General features: G+C 42.5%; 18 protein-coding genes. 7 read left to right on the top strand and 11 right to left on the bottom strand.

Annotated features, from left to right (window positions below):
* Positions 1-260 precede the first annotated feature (260 nt).
* Positions 261-1,448, bottom strand: coding sequence for a cation:proton antiporter (locus WAM07_RS09000; RefSeq protein ID WP_422166171.1), 1,188 nt, complete (start codon positions 1,446-1,448; stop codon positions 261-263).
* Positions 1,449-1,701: 253 nt separating this feature from the next.
* Complete coding sequence (locus WAM07_RS08995) at positions 1,702-2,574, bottom strand: DMT family transporter (protein ID WP_041601571.1); 873 nt, start codon at positions 2,572-2,574, stop codon at positions 1,702-1,704.
* 186 nt (positions 2,575-2,760) lie between these two features.
* On the opposite strand from WAM07_RS08995, the gene WAM07_RS08990 reads away from it, so the two are divergent.
* Complete coding sequence (locus tag WAM07_RS08990) at positions 2,761-3,033, top strand: hypothetical protein (protein WP_422166169.1); 273 nt, start codon at positions 2,761-2,763, stop codon at positions 3,031-3,033.
* Positions 3,034-3,074: 41 nt separating this feature from the next.
* The gene (locus tag WAM07_RS08985; protein WP_422166167.1) at positions 3,075-3,632 is read left to right on the top strand and encodes a GNAT family N-acetyltransferase; all 558 of its coding nucleotides are present in this window, start codon (positions 3,075-3,077) and stop codon (positions 3,630-3,632) included.
* A gap of 38 nt (positions 3,633-3,670) precedes the next feature.
* Here the strand turns inward: WAM07_RS08985 and WAM07_RS08980 are convergent, their stop codons facing one another.
* A complete protein-coding gene (locus WAM07_RS08980) occupies positions 3,671-5,143 on the bottom strand; it encodes a SulP family inorganic anion transporter (RefSeq protein ID WP_422166165.1) in 1,473 nt (490 codons plus the stop codon).
* A gap of 541 nt (positions 5,144-5,684) precedes the next feature.
* Between WAM07_RS08980 and WAM07_RS08975 the strand changes: the two genes are divergently transcribed.
* Both WAM07_RS08975 and WAM07_RS08970 read left to right on the top strand, forming a co-directional pair.
* Entirely contained in the window at positions 5,685-6,104 is a 420-nt protein-coding gene (locus WAM07_RS08975; RefSeq protein WP_422166163.1) for a universal stress protein, read from the top strand.
* Between the two features lie 85 nt (positions 6,105-6,189).
* Entirely contained in the window at positions 6,190-6,396 is a 207-nt protein-coding gene (locus WAM07_RS08970; protein ID WP_014642417.1) for a zinc ribbon domain-containing protein, read from the top strand.
* A gap of 59 nt (positions 6,397-6,455) precedes the next feature.
* Here WAM07_RS08970 and WAM07_RS08965 read toward each other — a convergent pair whose 3' ends face one another.
* Genes WAM07_RS08965 through WAM07_RS08955 form a run of 3 tightly spaced genes read right to left on the bottom strand, consistent with a single transcriptional unit; the run spans position 6,456 to position 9,381 of the window.
* Positions 6,456-8,099, bottom strand: a complete 1,644-nt coding sequence (locus WAM07_RS08965; RefSeq protein WP_422166161.1) for a putative ABC transporter permease subunit — start codon at positions 8,097-8,099, stop codon at positions 6,456-6,458.
* On the bottom strand, positions 8,092-8,814 hold the full coding sequence (locus WAM07_RS08960; RefSeq protein WP_422166159.1) for an ABC transporter ATP-binding protein: 723 nt from the start codon (positions 8,812-8,814) through the stop codon (positions 8,092-8,094). The genes WAM07_RS08965 and WAM07_RS08960 overlap by 8 nt, the downstream gene beginning before the upstream one ends.
* 60 nt (positions 8,815-8,874) lie before the next feature.
* The gene (locus WAM07_RS08955) at positions 8,875-9,381 is read right to left on the bottom strand and encodes a GNAT family N-acetyltransferase (RefSeq protein ID WP_422166157.1); all 507 of its coding nucleotides are present in this window, start codon (positions 9,379-9,381) and stop codon (positions 8,875-8,877) included.
* Positions 9,382-9,471: 90 nt separating this feature from the next.
* Here WAM07_RS08955 and WAM07_RS08950 point away from each other — a divergent pair, with 90 nt between their 5' ends.
* Complete coding sequence (locus WAM07_RS08950) at positions 9,472-10,026, top strand: sugar O-acetyltransferase (RefSeq protein ID WP_422166155.1); 555 nt, start codon at positions 9,472-9,474, stop codon at positions 10,024-10,026.
* A gap of 89 nt (positions 10,027-10,115) precedes the next feature.
* On the top strand, positions 10,116-10,871 hold the full coding sequence (gene map, locus WAM07_RS08945; RefSeq protein ID WP_422166154.1) for a type I methionyl aminopeptidase: 756 nt from the start codon (positions 10,116-10,118) through the stop codon (positions 10,869-10,871).
* A 336-nt stretch (positions 10,872-11,207) separates the two neighbouring features.
* Here map and WAM07_RS08940 read toward each other — a convergent pair whose 3' ends face one another.
* From WAM07_RS08940 to WAM07_RS08930, 3 genes are all read right to left on the bottom strand, one after another.
* The gene (locus tag WAM07_RS08940; protein ID WP_014642423.1) at positions 11,208-11,405 is read right to left on the bottom strand and encodes a cold-shock protein; all 198 of its coding nucleotides are present in this window, start codon (positions 11,403-11,405) and stop codon (positions 11,208-11,210) included.
* A 193-nt stretch (positions 11,406-11,598) separates the two neighbouring features.
* Entirely contained in the window at positions 11,599-12,456 is an 858-nt protein-coding gene (locus WAM07_RS08935; RefSeq protein ID WP_422166152.1) for a hypothetical protein, read from the bottom strand.
* A gap of 21 nt (positions 12,457-12,477) precedes the next feature.
* Positions 12,478-13,305, bottom strand: coding sequence for an alpha/beta fold hydrolase (locus tag WAM07_RS08930; RefSeq protein WP_422166151.1), 828 nt, complete (start codon positions 13,303-13,305; stop codon positions 12,478-12,480).
* Positions 13,306-13,402: 97 nt separating this feature from the next.
* On the opposite strand from WAM07_RS08930, the gene WAM07_RS08925 reads away from it, so the two are divergent.
* Positions 13,403-14,173: a cobalamin-binding protein gene (locus tag WAM07_RS08925; protein ID WP_422166149.1), complete on the top strand. Its 771-nt coding sequence runs from the start codon at positions 13,403-13,405 to the stop codon at positions 14,171-14,173.
* A 29-nt stretch (positions 14,174-14,202) separates the two neighbouring features.
* Here WAM07_RS08925 and WAM07_RS08920 read toward each other — a convergent pair whose 3' ends face one another.
* Positions 14,203-15,009: an MBL fold metallo-hydrolase gene (locus WAM07_RS08920; RefSeq protein WP_422166173.1), complete on the bottom strand. Its 807-nt coding sequence runs from the start codon at positions 15,007-15,009 to the stop codon at positions 14,203-14,205.
* A gap of 89 nt (positions 15,010-15,098) precedes the next feature.
* Positions 15,099-16,499, bottom strand: a complete 1,401-nt coding sequence (nhaC, locus tag WAM07_RS08915) for a Na+/H+ antiporter NhaC (RefSeq protein ID WP_422166147.1) — start codon at positions 16,497-16,499, stop codon at positions 15,099-15,101.
* Positions 16,500-17,237 lie beyond the last annotated feature (738 nt).

Raw genomic sequence — 17,237 nt, 5'->3', positions numbered from 1 at the left:
CCACTCTTCAATCATAGGGTGGCGAAGGAAACGACGAGACTCCCGCGGGAGAAGGAGCTAGGCGAGACCCCACAGAGAGTGAAACGAGCGAGGAGGCTTGCCAGTTCCCCCGCAGGAAAGCGAGTTGCTTCCGCAGCCATCCCTGTTCTATATAGAGTAACGGACCAAAGATATCTCGAAACTGAGTCTTCCATAATCCGGCCCGTTTGTTTAATAAGTCTTTTATGAAAACTATATTTACCATTCATTAGAAAGACTTTTTATTTTAGCAACCGCTTTGATAGTGGATAAATACCGATGCTTTGAATAATTAGAGAGAGCAGCACGGCTGCAAATGTTAATGAAAGTAAGAGATCAGTTCTGTCCCCTCCCTGAGTGGAAAGGCTTAAAATAAGAAAAACAGACATGGTTCCTTTTAAACCCGACCAGCTAAGAAGAAAGGACTTCCGCCAGCCGATTTTCTTCCGCCATTTCGGAAAGAATTGCGTCGTTCCAGCTATGATGATAAAGCGCACAATAATGGAGGCAAGGAAAATCAAAACAGCCAGCCACCAGTAATTAAAGGACAGATGGTCCGCAGATACAATACCAATCAGTAAAAATAATAAAGAAAGAATAGAGATCTCTACAATGCCCCAGAAATTATCTAGCGATTCACGGAAGTGATCTTCCTTAATTGTCCGGCCAAACTCAAAGGAAAGCATGATCCCAGCGAATACCGTGGCTAATACCCCGGATAAATCCAAGAATTCAGCAAAGTTGAAGGTGCCATAAGCTGCTACAATGCTGAGCATCACCTGATATTCTTTATGATGGGTAAAATGAATAGCTTTACTGAACAGCCAGCCGAATATTAATCCAATGAAAATGCCACCAAGTGAGACAAGTAGGAACTCTCCTAGAAAGAAGCTGAAAGAAAAGGGCTCCTTATTAAGGAAAATTCCTGATACAACAGAGAAGATGACAATGCTGGTGCCGTCATTGATTAAGGACTCTCCTTCCACCACGTCTGCCATCATTTCGTCTCCGGAGGACTGCTTTAAAATGGAGGCCACAGATACTGGGTCAGTAGGTGTGAGCATCGCGGCAATTAAGATCGCCCCTGCAAACGACATGGATACAAACGGTGTGCTCATGATAAAAATGATGGAACCTAGCAGAATAACTGTAAGTATAAGGCCAATCGTTGCAAAGAAACCGATAATACCTCCATTCTCTTTAAGAGAAGAGGGAGGAAAGCGATAAGCAGAAGTGAACAAAAGACCAGGCAAAAATATATGGTAAATTAAGTTTTCAGTAACCTCTATAGAAGAAAAGTAGGGAATAAAGAAAAGAGCAATCCCTATCAAAGTCAGAATAGGGGGCACGGGTAGATCTTCTTTTTTCTTATCTATTGTGAAAATAAGATAACCAATGAACAATAATACTATATATGGTGTGGTATGCATATAGGGATCCCTCCAAACTGCTGCTGCTTATCCTTAGCATAGACCAGAGATATAATTATTCAAAGTGAAATTTCGACTTCTCATAAATAATGTTGAGCGATTCTGACTTGTGCAGATCTATATAGATAGCTATTAGTAAAAAATACCACGATTGTGGATTCATTAATCCTTATTTATCCAAGTGTTGGAGTTGGGGTTAAGAAACACTATATAAAAAGACCTTCCTCGTCTGTATAAAAGGAAGGTCTTGCGTTTACGCTTTGGAATGCTGCGCTTTAGCATTTTGATTATTTTTAAGGAACATATAAAAGGATGCTCCGAAGATCGTTACATAGCCGAGAATACTGAGCCAATCAGGCACCTGTCCAAATAGGAAGATACTGATCAGGGCAGAATAAACCACTGTGGAATAGAAAAAGATTGAAATTTCTCTTGCGGGAGCAAATTTGTAAGCTATAGTTAAGCCAAACTGCCCTAGAGTAGCGAATCCGCCTGCAGAAAGAAGATAAATCCATTGTTTTAACGACATGGGTTCGTAAAAGGCTATTGTAAAAGGGAGAAGAGAAACCGTTGTAAAAAATGAGAAGTAAAAGACAATGGTATAAAATTTCTCTTTATCCCCGAGTACACGCAGCAATGTGTAGGCACCTGCTGCAAAAACGGCTGAGAACACGCCGGCAAGATAGGGAATGAACTCTACGGAAAAGGCAGGCTTAATAATAAAAAGAGTACCGATAAAAGCAATAATAATAGATACGATTTGATATAGCCGTGCTCTTTCCTTCAGAAAGATAGCCGAAAATATAATAAGCAGAAACGGGCTCAGTTTATTCAGCATATCCGCATCGGAAAGGACTAGATTATCTATGGCGTAAAAAAATAGGACCATTCCAATGGTACCCAGGGCCGAACGGGATAGAAGAAGCTTTTGGTTTTCTTTTTTTCCGAACAAACGCTCTTTATTATACATCACAAATCCAAAAGCGATGACGGCTGAGACGAGATTCCGAAACAGTGTCTTTTGTACGGTTGGCACATCTCCTGATAACTTCACTAATGCGGCCATCATAGAAAACCCGAATGCAGATATAAGCAGTAATAGAATTCCTTTATTGCGATCACTCATAATGGTTCCTCCAATTAGGATTAGGTTGTGCAAAATCACCTTTACCATCCTAATATAAAAGAGCGTATAAGGAAAGCCATTCACATTTTTCATTCTCCATTAATTGACAAAACTAGACAAGATGATACGAATACGGAAGAATCGGGTATAATGAAATAAGCATGGATCTAAGAAAGGAAGATTATTTTGTTTTATTCGCAGCCGATCGTGTGGCAGACCCGGGTCATTAAGGACAATCAACAAGTGTACACAGAGGAACAATCAACATTAGACCTTTATGAATCCGAAGTGATTACTCCGACGGAAACGTATCGGCTGAAAGATATCTTTGATGTCTCTTATAAACCATTTTCGGACAGTTATGGACTATTGTATTTACACACCATTAAGGGAGTGAAAACGTATATGGTAAAAGAATCTCCTGAAGCATGGATGGAGGCTTATCATCATTGGAAGTGAAAATTCATACCACATCTATCATATAATGGAGTGTGACTCGTATGGAGATTCTTGAAAAAGGGGATCGATTGCATCTAAGAGAAATTGTTCCTGAAGATTGGGAAGCTTTGCACTCATACGCTTCGAATAAGGAGGCATGTAAATTCCAGCCTTGGGGCCCAAATAGCGAGCAGGATTCTATTTTTTTCGTTCAACAGGCGATTCGTGATCGGGAGCTTCGTCATCGCAGCCGTTTTGTATTTGCTATTGTAATAAATGAAACCGGAAGAATTGTTGGAAACATTGAAATGAACATTATCGATTGGGACGGTGTGGGGGAGATCGGTTTTATTATACACCCGGAACACTGGGGCAAAGGTTACGCGACTGAAGCTGCTCTTCTCATATTGAAGCATAGTTTTGAAGCGTGTAATCTTCACCGAGTATCAGCCACCTGCAATCCAGACAATGTGGGTTCTCTTTATGTCCTTGAGAAAATAGGAATGGTCAGAGAAGGAGTTTTGCGTCAGGATATTCTTGTAAAAGGAAGCTGGCGGGACTCATGTGTGTACAGCATGCTTAAAGATGAATGGGCTGCAAAACACGGCTCTTTTCCATAATAAAAAAGTGATTCCCATGTGAGGGAATCACTTTTTTATTAATGGTTGGACACAGAAGCATTAGGTTTATTGTGAACGGCAAGCCGTTTGACTAACTGTGAACTGTCTTTATTCAAGCCGACAATCTGGACATCTTTATCGTTTTCCCTGAACTTCAGGACCAGTTTATCAATAGCAGCCACGGCTGAATCATCCCAAATATGAGAATCTGAGAAATCAATGACAACTTCTTTAGCGTCCGCATTAAAGTCAAAGTGCTTCATAAGATTGTCAATGGAAGCGAAGAAGACTTGTCCACTTACTTGATAGACTAGCTTCTTCGTGCTCTCTTCATACGCTTCTTCTACGTGTATTTTAGAGATCTTAGCCACAAAGAAGATGGCGCTTAAAATAACACCTGCCAATACACCTTTAGACAAGTCATGTGTTTTAACAACAGTTCCTACGGTGATCACCATAACCACTGTATCTGTAACTGGCACCTTGTGGAATCGAGTAAGAGAGCTCCAGTCAAAGGTTCCAATGGAGACCATGATCATGACACCTACCAGCACCGCCATCGGGATCTGAACCAGTAAATCATTGAATACGATAATTAAGAGCATCATGAATACTCCTGCGACAAGTGTGGACAAACGTCCACGTCCTCCAGAAGAAACGTTTATGACTGATTGGCCAATCATAGCACATCCGGCCATACCTCCAAACAATCCAGCTACTACATTAGCTGTACCCTGACCGCGTGCTTCTTTGTTTTTGTCACTGACGGTATCGGTCATATCATCTACGATTTGAGCAGTTAATAATGACTCAAGCAAGCCGACAAAAGCTAAAGCAAGGGAGATTGGGAAAATAATTTCCAATGTTTCAAAAGTCAACGGAATGTCAGGCAGTAGAAAGATTGGCAGAGTACTAGATAACTCGCCCATATCTCCGACTGTCTTCAATCCGGTTCCTGTAGTAATAGCTATTACTGTCATGACGATAATGGCTACGAGTGGTGATGGTACAGCCTTTGTAAACTTCGGAAGAATATAAATGATGGCTAACGAACCAGCTACCATCGCGTACATGGCCCAGTTGGCCCCCTCAAAGTGGGTCAGCTGAGAGGTGAAGATCAAAATAGCAAGGGCATTAACGAAACCAATCATGACGGAGCGTGGTATGAACTTCATGAATTGTCCAACCCTTAAGGCACCTAAGACAAACTGCAGAATTCCGGTCAAAATTGTAGCTGCAAGTAGATACTCCAGACCATGATCTTTGACGAGGGTAACCATGAGCAAAGCCATGGCACCTGTGGCCGCTGAAATCATTCCAGGACGGCCGCCCATAAAGGCAATAACGACAGCGATACAGAAGGAAGCGTACAGTCCTACCATGGGGTCGACTCCAGCGATGATAGAGAAAGCGATCGCTTCAGGGATGAGTGCCATTGCGACAACCATGCCTGAAAGCGTATCGTTTTTTACGTTTCCAAACCATTGTTCTTTAATTGTTTGTGTGTTCAATTGCGCACCTCTTTCTATTGATTTTTACAAGCGCACTGTCCGTAACAGTGCTAATATCCGGCAAGAACGAACAGAGTATATCATCTATTAAATGAATTTCATAACTCCATGTAAGCGCATAAATTCGACACATACGTTTATATTCTTTTATATACTCTTATATAGACCCTAAAATCATAAAGCGTAAATTTATTACAAAAAATCCTCAGACTATACTACACGGATGTTTTTTTAATAAAAGCTCTCGTTGGTTGAAGACTTGATTTCAAGATATTTCTTGAGCGGAAGGTCCTTCGGGGAACGATTTCGCTTTCCGGCCCTGCACGACGCAGGAAAGCGAGTTGTTTTCCGCAGCCACCCTTATTAATTTTTTGGCAGCGGATCCAGATTATAGAAACTGAGTCTTCAACAATGCGGTCCGATTGTTTAATAAAGTGCTTGTGAAAATAGCTTATTATCATGAAACATTTGTGTTAGGTTTTCATGGAATTAGTCATACATGTTAAAATAACCGCAGATGTAATGAAAACAGGGGGATTCTATGTATAAGAAAATACTATTAGCTGCAGACGGATCTGGACATTCCGTCCGAACAGCTGAACGTGCAGCCGAACTAGCCCGTCTGCAAGGAGATGGTGAAATCACGATCATCTATGTGGTAGACGGTGAACAATCAAAATCTGATGTACTATCAGAAGGCGACAAAGGAATGATCGAACGTCGCCGACACGAGCGCCTGAATCCAATTGAGCAGATGTTGGAAAGCAAAGGGCTGTCCTATCAGGTAGCATTAAAACATGGGGAACCAGGACCTGAAATTGTCAAATTTGCTAACGATGAAGCTTTTGATATTGTGATAATTGGAAGTCGTGGTTTAAACACTTTACAGGAAATGGTGCTCGGGAGTGTCAGTCACAAAGTAGCGAAGAGAGCCAAATGTCCGGTTATGATTGTAAAATAACTAGATAATTTCTATGCTAAATAAAACCTCATATCCGCATATATGAATAAATAGAGGAAATATTATTAAAAACAGGAGTGTGTCTATGAGCGAACGAGGTTGTATTAAATGCGGCAGTACAGATGCCGAAGAAAATCATGTATCCATGACAGGCTCAGGTCTGTCCAATATATTAGATGTGCAAAATCATCAATTTACATTGGTCTATTGTAAGAATTGCGGTTACTCTGAATTTTACAATAAAGAGGCCGCTGAAGAAGGTAACGTTTTTGATTATTTCTTTGGCAACTAACCTTTTGGTATTAAAAAGACTTCGACCTGATATGCAGGTCGAAGTCTTTTTAAGATTGTTCAATGGATAGAATAATACCGCTTATCACTAAGTCGTTTTAAACCCGCATGCAAGGCGACAATCAGAATAATCAGAAATGTAAGCAGAACACCCGCTGTTACCCAGATTCCACTGATCGCATTCACATTCCAAAGGATTAAAATAAGGGTACCGAATACCGTTGCTTCGATTGCCAGCATGGCGAGTCCAATAAAACGTCCTTTAAAGACTTCGCGCTCATCGGTCCAGTCAAGCTTAGGACTATAAAGATCAATGATGAGCCCTCCTATACTGGTAACCCAATTGGTAACTAGCGCAAGAAGCAGCCAAATGATCCAGATCTTAAAGGAAACCTGCACTAGAAATAAGGCCGCGAAGCTTAGAATAGCAATGGTGAGAAGATTTAACGTAAAAGCTGTTACAATTTTACTCCTAAGAACTGTTTGCGGTGCTATTGGCAGATGAAGATGATTGAACCAGCTTTTTCCATCTCTTGAAATCGAGGAAAACGAGGCAGGGGTCATCCCGACAGCCAGCAAAGTAAAACCAAACAGCCCGAGCACCAGTTTCTTTCCTTCTAATTGGGTGAGTAATGAACCAAGACTTGCTACGGAAGTGTTCGATTCCATAAATAAGATGACAAGCAGAAAGACTGGGAAAAAGAGACTCTGCACCACGATTTGGGTGAAGAAGGCAGGGGTGCGGAAAATGATTCTCATCTCTTTCAGCCATAGACTGTAAATAATCGGTTTTTGTTTAATCGTCTTATGTATCTTTTTCTCATCAAAGCGGCCCCGTGTTCCTCCCGATAATCCAAGCACGCCTTTGAAATAAACCTTCTGGCCGACGGTTAGAAATAAAATGGCAAAACCTATCGATAATCCCAGCATCAGCAGTAGATAGAGAACTCCTGTCAGAGAAGCTGGCTGAGTCAGGGCGATCGAACTAAAATAAGCGGTTGGAAAGAAACCGGTAATCAGTTCAAGCAATCCATTCTGCTCCCTGATTAAATCAGCGGCACCACTACCGTCTCCTCCGCTGTCCAACCGGATAACCACATTAATTCCAATGGCAAATATAAAGCCGAACATGCCGACAATAATTTTTGTCCGGTCTTTATTCTTGGAAATGTTGGCAAAACGCATGAGAAACATAAGCACAATCGAAAGCAGTACAAATGGAACCACTGGTGTAACCGCCCATAGAAAAATAGCGAACAAATAATAAAGCAGCCCTGCACTACTGTGTAATCCGTAAAACAACAGAACCGGCAGTAAAATTAAAGCATTCAAACCGTACAGCGACAAAAAAGGTACGGCAGATTTGCCAAGTACAATCTGATAAGGATGTAAGGGGAGAGCAATAAATGATTCTACGTCCTCCGCAAAGTAAAAGGAGCTTAAAACCGTTCCAATGCTGGTCACAAGAAAAATAACAAACATAAGAATAAAAAATAAAGCGAGAATTACGCTTTCGTTTCCAGTGGGTGCCAGGGAATTGTAAAGGTTTCCGATTAAACTGTCCAAGGAGAATAAGATTAAGGCACCAAAGGGAATTAGCGCAAGGGCCATAATCACATAGCCGACTTTTTCCGAACTGCTTTTACCTGCCCAGGAGAGCTGCATTTTCACCATAATTTTCATTAATTTCCATGCATTACTCATTTTCTGTTAGCTCCAGGAAGAGGCGTTCCAAATTATCATCATCTTGAAACTGCTGCTTCATTTCTGTCATGTTTCCTTGAAATTGTACGTGTCCATGGTTGATAATCGCTACTTCATCACATAATTGCTCGACTACTTCCAGCACGTGCGTGGAGAAAAAGACGATTTTACCTCTTTCAGCGTGTTCTCTCATCATTTCTTTTAAAGTATGAGAAGACTTAGGGTCCAGGCCGGACAAGGGCTCATCTAAAATCCATACATCCGGATCATGGAGAAGTACGCCGCTTACAACAATTTTTTGCCGCATTCCATGGGAGTACGTCTGGATATGGTCATCAAGCGCTTCGTAAATACCAAAGCTCCTGGTAAGGTATTCGATTTTTTCTTTCCGCTCTTCTTTTGACACTTGAAATACGTCTGCAATGAAATTTAAGTATTCAATCCCTTTCAAACGGAGGAAGATATCTGAGCGGTCAGGTACGTACCCAAAAAGATGCTTTGCCTCCATTGGGTAATCGGTAATATCCACACCATTGATCGTAATAGAGCCCTCATCAATAGGCAGGATCCCCGTCATCATCTTAATAGTAGTCGATTTTCCAGCACCGTTCGGACCGAGGAAGCCGAAGATTTTCCCGTCAGGTATTGTCAAATTCAGATTTTTCACAGCCTGCTTGCCGGTGAAGCTTTTCGAAATGCTCTTTAATTCAATCATGCGGTCCACCCTTTACTAAATAATCTGCTTTTTAAGTACGATATGGATGGACAATAAGTTTCACTCTGTTAAGAATAGTTCCATCAGTTCTTCGTCCAGGTAGCGATCGGCTATTTTAATAGCTTTTCGCTCTACACCGTATGATTGAAATCCAACTTTCTCATAGAGCTTTTTCGCAGGAGTATTGTCCGTAACTACATTTAAGTGGAGCACTTCTAACTCGATTGCCTTCGAAAAATTAATAACTTCCTGTAAGAGGAGGGCAGCTCCGCCTTTTCGTCGGCAGCCTGGACTTACATACATAGCAACAATACTTCCTTTGTGAGAAAACTTAGGATGGGTTTCTTTAACTAGGGTAGCCGTCCCGCATAGGGTGCCGTCTTCAAACAATCCAAAAGTACGGGAGGAATGGCTGTCCAGCCTTTCCGCTGTTTTAACAAGAGGATCGGGTCTTTGTTTTTCCTGTTCATATGTAGTAATAAAAGCATCCGGGTTTGTTAATAATGCTTCTAACCGCAGTTCATAATAGTCTTCTGCATCTTTTCCATTTAGTTCTCTCACCTGCATGGCAGATCCCTCCTTCGGTTGTTCCAAGTCTAGTTAAAAATTGTGGTAAAGTAAAGGAAGTTGTTCAACATATAATAAGAAGGTGAATGTATGACAGAAAAGGAAAAAATGCTGGCCGGCGAACTATATAAATCCTGGGACGAGGAATTAGTTCACGAAAGGGCAAGAGCCAGGCAGATTGTTTATTCTCTCAATCAAACGAAAGATGCAGAAATGCATTACCGAAAGCAATTGATAGAAGACCTATTTGGTACTCTGGAAGGAGAATATGGGCTCGAGCCTCCCTTCTTTTGCGATTACGGATACAATATTCACGTAGGGGAAGGGTTTTTCGCCAATTTCAATTGCGTTTTTTTGGATGTCTGTCCTATTCGAATCGGAAAAAGGGTGCTCATTGGTCCGAGTGTGCAGCTTTACACCGCTACTCATCCAATGGACCGTGCAACAAGAGCGAGCGGATTGGAAGCGGGAAAACCCATTACGATAGGCGATGACGTATGGATTGGAGGAAATGCCGTTATCAATCCTGGCGTGACCATCGGGGATAATGTCATTGTTGGCGCTGGAGCGGTCGTAACCAAAGACATTCCTTCAAATGTTTTTATAGGAGGAAACCCTGCTAAAACGATAAAAGCAATTGAGTAAGTCCCAGGGGTGGTCGAACGGGAATTTTTTCGATATTATACTATAGGATGCTTAGTTAAACGTTAGAGAGATAAGGAAGGAATGGGTGTATGATTAAACGTAAAAGTAAACGAGAAATTGAATTAATGCAGGAAGCCGGTAAGCTGCTGGCCAACGTTCATAAAGAATTAAGAACATTTATCAAGCCGGGTGTGACCACAATGGAGATTGAAAATTTTGTGGAACGTTATTTAACCAAACATGGAGCGACCGGTGAACAAAAAGGGTATCAGGGTTATGAGTTTAATACTTGTGCCTCAATTAATGATGAAGTATGTCACGGCTTCCCTCGTCATGAGAAACTCGCTGAAGGAGATATCGTTACCGTGGATATGGTGGTGAATCTCAACGGGGCGCTCGCTGACTCTGCCTGGACGCATGCGGTAGGAAACGTTAGTGAAGAAGCAAGTAAGCTGATGGATGTAACAAAAACATCTCTATATAAAGGTATTGAGCAGGCTATACCTGGGAATCGGATCGGTGATATTGGTCATGCGATTCAATCCTATGCGGAAGGGGAAGGCTACTCTGTCGTCCGCGACTTTACAGGTCACGGGATCGGCGAAGGCATTCATGAAGATCCTTATATTCCGCATTTCGGTAATGCTGGAAAAGGTGCCCGTTTGAAAGAGGGAATGGTCATTACGATTGAACCGATGATTAACATCGGCGGCTGGAGCACTAAGATGGATGATAATAACTGGACCGCCCGTACAGTAGACGGGTCATTATCTGCACAGTATGAACATACGGTAGCTATCACAAAAGAAGGCCCCGTGATTCTAACTCAGCAGGAAGAAGAATAAATAATTTCAGGCAGGAGCTGGTAATCAGCTCCTGCCTTTTTTAATTAGAGTCCTGTACGACAAGGGTATGTTCGATTAGGGCACAAGATGAAGATATTCTTATAAGTAAACATAGGCTTTGTAGGGCTGGACTGTGGAAGACTTGATTTCGAGATTTTGAGTGGAGAAAGGGGGCTCCAGGGAACGACTCGCTTTCCGCGGGCATGGGTGAGCTTCCTCACCGGGATCTCACCGATCATGTTCATCCCGCAGGAGTCTTCGCCGTTCCCCTCCGCCCCTTATGGAATTTAAACATAATAAAAAGACTCCCTGTTAAGGGAGTCTTTTTTTAGGTATTTATTTACGAACGTTAGAAGCTTGTGGTCCGCGTTGTCCTTCTTCGATTTCGAAAGTTACAACTTGACCTTCTTCTAGAGATTTGAAACCTTCTTCTTGAATAGCAGAGAAGTGAACGAAGACGTCGTCTTGGCCTTCTACTTCGATAAATCCAAAACCTTTTTCTGCATTAAACCATTTTACTGTACCTTCAACCATGTACAAAAACCTCCTGTGTGGAAATATTCCACATTGTATTACTATTCTTGCCCTTCAAGTTCAATCAAGACGACATCTTTGAAACATCTTCTCTTGCATGAATCTGATCGAACAACAATAATTAATCCTAGTATAGCAGATGCCCAATAAGAAAGAAAGCTTTTCAGGAAAAAAATTTCTAATGACATCCCGGTTACTCCTGAGGCTGAATAATATAGGCGTGATTCAGTAAGGAAAAAAGGGATCGCTCCACGAATGTATCCACATCTTCTTTAGGCACGGAAGCTAAATCTCCAACCGCCCGCCCATTATCCAGGAGATGCTTGACGACGATCCAGCCCGTAAAGTTCGCTTCTTTTTCATATCCAGACGCGCCTGTTCCTTTTGTAAAGGAAAAAAGGGCTTCATAGTCTGTCCGACTTAAATGAGGAATGATATTAATCATAATACGATTTGGCTCCCTGCTGCATTTCTCACGGCTCCACAGGAGTTCTGTTTTTATATTTGCCTGTTTATTCATTAGCTGGCGAGCTGTATGCAAGGCAATGCCTTCCTGAAAGATTAATTGCGCAAGGGTGCGAGTCTGGCTTGGCGCGAGTCCAGATTTGCAGCAATGGACGACGCGGACAATTTCCTGGAGCAGCTTGAAATCATTCCATTCTGTTTCGATAGGAAAACAAATGGTATATTCATGGTCTTGCTCTAAAATGAATGGTTCTGTTTCAAAGGTTCCTACGAAAAACAAAAGTGTCAGTGAAATAGGCTCATCATATTGTAGAGCTTGTTTAACGGGAGTGACTAATTCCTGTAAGTTCACTTCATCCATTTCAAAGTACTTGATCCTATCATAGACGAGAGAGTATTTATCCCAAGCATAGTTCAGCATTTCTCTTTCAAATTGGTCTTTTTCATAGCCGGGAGGGACAAAAGTAAATCCGTAATGTTCCTTCCATAATTCATAACGACGCTCAGGGTCAGCATTTTCAAGGGAGGCTTTATCATAAAAAAACAGGAAGCGGTCCAGCATTTGTTTAATTTTTAAATCATCCACGATGATCCTCCTCAGTTTAGTTTATCGTGACAGAAACTCGAGACGCTTGTTCCAAACCTGCTGGGCGTTTTTACCAATCCAGATCAAATGACTGTCTGCATCTACTTCAAAGATTTCACAATCAGGGGCCCTGGACTTTAAAAGAAGAGCATGGGTATAAGGGACACTTTTATCTTTCTGGGAATACATCCCCAGTACAGGAACATGGATCTTGGATATATCCGTGGTGACGGAATGGTCAATATCAAGGCTGAATCCCTTTCCTGACTGAGAGGTAGCAAGCATGTCATAAATAAACCTGCGATCATTAGGAGACAGGCGTTCTAAGTATTCTTCAGGGTCTTCTGTAGTCAATTCTGAGATCAGCTGTTTCATAATAAGGTCCGGGAAGAATTTAAGCATGGTTTTCAAGCTTCCCCACACCATCCGTTCGGCAGGACCAAATAGAACTCTGGCCTTTTGCTTCACAGCCTCTTCCCATGGTGAAGTAAGAGCAGCTTCCATTATTAATTTAGATACCCTTGACGGATGGTTGGCTGCTAAAGCAATACCTGTAGGACCAGCTGCCGAAATAGCAATAACTTTAACTGTCTGAATGTTTAAATGATCGAGGATTTCGATAATGGTTTCGGCGAAAATCTCAGGACTTTTCCCGGTCGAAACCTCAGTGTAGTCGTAGCCGGGACGAGAGACGGTCAGAAGAGAGAAGCCCTCATAAATAAGGCTGCTGTGGGACAAATCAGTCTCTCTGGTGGAATGGCCTCCTTTTAAGAGAAGCACGGCAGGACCGGTTCCTTTATATGTATATTCAACAATTCCTTTGGAAGTATCGAGTAGTGTGGCAGTCATCGGGATCATCCCTTTCTTCCTTTTTTCATTACTATAAATATAAGCTATAATAAAAGAAAATGAAACATCAGAGGATTCTGAAAAAAGAGGTGGAATTGTGAGGATTGTGTCGATATGTCCCAGTAACACTGAACTTGTAGCCTATCTCGGTCAAACGGCTCTGTTGGTTGGTGTCGACAATTATTCTGATTATCCTGAGGAGGTAAAGGATCTTCCAAAACTTGGTCCTGATCTCTCCATAGATATGGATGCCGTCGAGCAGCTGAAGCCGGACCTGGTACTTGCTTCCCTGTCTGTTCCAGGGATGGAGAAGAATATAGAAGGTTTAAAAGAGAGAGGTCTCCCTTATATCATTTTGGATCCAAACAGTTTGAAAGAGATCGCAGAAGATTTAAAGGTAGTTGGAGAAAAGCTCGGGATGAAAGAACTCGGGGAAGAAAAAGCAGACGCGTTTTTAAACGAGATTGATGCGTTCAGGCAGGAAGCGCTCACCCGTGCCGATCAACCTTCACTGTACTGGGAATGGTGGCCCAAGCCCATTTTTACTCCCGGTAAAGCCAACTGGTTAACTGAGATTAGTGAACTGGCCGGAGCACGGAACATCTTTGATACAGAGCCAGAAGCAAGCGTTCAGACTGACTGGGAAAATGTAAAACAGAAGAATCCGGATCACGTTTGTATGGTATGGGTCGGGGTCAAGGAAGAGAAAATGAATCCTGATCTGGTAAGGAAACGTCCGGGCTGGTCTGAAATGAAGGCAGTTCAAGAAAATCGTATACATGTGCTTGAGGAATCCTTATTTTGCCGACCTAGTCCAAGGTTGCTGGAAGGATTGAAAAAGTTAACCTCTGTTTTAAGCGAAAAGTAAGGCAGCCCAGGGCTGGGCTGCCTTACTCATTAGTGAAGCTTATTTTTATGCTTGGGAATGGCAAGTTCTTTAAAGTTTTCAGCCAGGTGATCCAGCTGATCGGCTAAAATTTCGCCTTCCATAGGCATTCCGTGCCCTGTAATAGCTACTCGCGGCTGGAGAGCGGCAAGTTTTTTAACGGATTTTTCAGCTTCTTCCCAATTATGAGTGAAATAAGCAGGAGGTCCATGCACGTGCTGGTGCTGGATGAAAACCGCCATGCTAGATTCCTGCTTGACCGTAATAATAGCGTCACCGGAGATAAGTGTTCGATCCTCTTCTCGAAATAAAGCAACATGTCCCGGGGTATGTCCTGGTGTATGAATGGTGCGCCACCCTTGTAAGAAGGGGATAGAACCGTCTTCGGGAAGAGGATAAATATACTGGCTCAAGTCTACGGGATCAGTTGGAAAGAACGGAGATAAAATTGAAAATAAGCCTCCGCCAACCGTAGCGTCCCCTACAGGGTAATCGCGCTTTCCAGTTACATATTCCATTTCTTTCGGATGAATGTAGATCGGGACGTTCCAGTGGTCGGCTAATTTTTTGGCTGAGCCTACATGATCAAAGTGACCGTGCGTCAATATAATGGCCTGCGGGGGTCTGGAGCCGTAGCGTTTTTGGGCGGCTTCTATTATACGTTTAGCATAATGCCCTATGCCACAGTCAACAAGGACCCATTCCCTTGCATTCTCTGCTCCGATAAAAATCACATTAACAATTAAAGTTCTATAGAAGGCGACGTCTGGAAGTGTTTGTTCCGCAACTGCCTGTTCCATATGCCACCCATTATCCATTTCATCTTGATGTCCGTATTTATCCACGTCTCCACCTCTTTTTTTATAGTTTGGTTGGAGACAAAGGTTCTATACACCAAGTTGTAAAATTAGCTCGTCGCTTTTTGCTTTTCTGCGGTTTGCGTGGTCAGTGTTTTGCCGGTGAAACCAAAAATAATGGTCAGCACTGGACAAAGCAGACAGAAAAAAGCGAATGGAAGGTAATCAAGGACAGGAACGCCAAGTACGTCGGATAAAAATACACCGCAAACGCTCCATGGTACCAACGGATTAATCACCGTTCCTGCATCTTCCAGGGTCCTGGATAAATTTTTACGCGCTAAGCCGGCTTTTTCGTAAATATCCTGATAAGCTTCTCCTGTAAGCAAAATGGAAAGGTACTGTTCCCCGATCGCTAAATTAATGCCGATCGCCGTTAAGGCGGTGGAAAGTGTAGCAGAACGAACGGATTTTAACCCGGATTGAACACGAGCTAATATTGAAGGAATGACTCCAGTTTTAAAAAACAGTCCACCTAGAGCAAGAGCCAGAATGACGAGTGCAATTGTAAAAAGCATGTCGTTCATGCCTCCGCGAGTTAGCAAATTATTCACGGCATCATTGCTGGTCTCCGCTGTATATCCGTTAAACCACGTGCTCCAGAGTGCAGACCATTCCATTACTCCTCTGAAACCCGCTAACAGAATAGCAGCTAAACTGCTTACCGCAAGGGAAATAAAGGCTGGACGCTTTGAAACAGCCATGACTACAAGGATCAACAAGGGAATCCAGGAACTCCAGTGAATCACCCCGGCTTCCGTTAAACCACTTTGAAAACCGGCTAATTGTTCCGGCGAGACCTGCTGGCCAGGAGAGAGAACGATAAATGCAAGAGCTGAAAGGATAAAGGCAGGAATTGTGGTCCAGCTCATGTTTTTAATATGATCAAATAAATCCACTTTCACTACGGTAGAGGCGAGGTTGGTCGTATCAGACAAGGGTGACATTTTGTCACCGAAAAAGGCACCTGAAACAACCGCACCAGCAGTCATGGCCAAGGGGAGGTCCATTGTCTGGGCGGCGCCGATAAAAGCGACCCCGACGGTAGCCGCTGTTGTAAACGAACTGCCAAGAGCAACTCCGACAATAGCTGTAACAGCAAAAGCAATGGCCAAAAACCATGGTCCGCCCGCTAAGTAAAAGGCTGTATCCATCAATACGGGAATCGTGCCGCTGGCCATCCAGCTTGCAATTAGTATCCCAATTAAGAAAAATAACAGAACAGCCCCCATTCCGGTTTGGGCACCCTGGACCATTCCATGCTGTAAATCCTGAAAACCTACTTTCTTCAGCATTCCGTACGTAACCATAAGAAGAATTCCAATTAGAATAGGGATATGCGGAACGGTCTGAATTTCAATGATAAAATAGCTGATGATTCCAATGACTAATAATAGGATTAAACTTGATTCTACCACTCCTGGCAGTTTTTTAGGCTGTAGATGAAGCATAGTAATTCCTCCTCGAATAGATAAGATCTGTTCATTCTCAGTGTTAGTTATCGAATATTCTCCCGTTTCTATAGGCGAAAGGTGGTTTTCCTGCCAGGGGATGAGAAAGGTCTGAATGATAACTTGTTTATTAAGAATTAACCAAACGTTGATGTTAGTACAAAATAAAAAGACTTCATCCCCAAAATCACAGGGACGAAGCCTTGGCTCCGCGGTACCACCCTCGTTGGTAAGGCATACTTACCCACTCGTCTGGTGTATCACTGGTAAAGAATTCTGTAATTCAAAGAAAGGAAGACCTGAATTTCCACCTGTCATTCAGTCTCTGAGTGCTGTCCTTCAGTCTTTTACTCCGGAATTCATGATACGGATTATTTTTTACTTGAACGCTTTTAAGTGATGAAGCATATTAGTTCTATTATCATAAAAGAAGTGAAGAAAATTGTCAATCTGTTTATTGAAATTTAGCTCACCCTCAAGACGTGCTGTTTCTTGCCCTTAAGCGTTGCCTCATTTTAACCTAAGAATTGATTTACTAAAGATAAGCTCCCGTTTGTAAGACTCAGTTTCGAGATAGATCGGGTCCGTTACTCTATGTGGTGGAGGGCTGTTGGGGAAATAACTCGTCTTGTTCCATCACCCAGACACTCGAGACATAAGCCGTTCATCAACGGACGGCAAGACCACCGTCCTTTTGATGCTCGGCTTATGCTGTTCGTGTCTTTCGGGGTAATTCCA

This window comes from Halobacillus sp. (assembly GCF_049282395.1).
Lineage (GTDB): Bacteria > Bacillota > Bacilli > Bacillales > Halobacillaceae > Halobacillus.
This window is presented reverse-complemented; position numbering and strand designations above follow the sequence as displayed.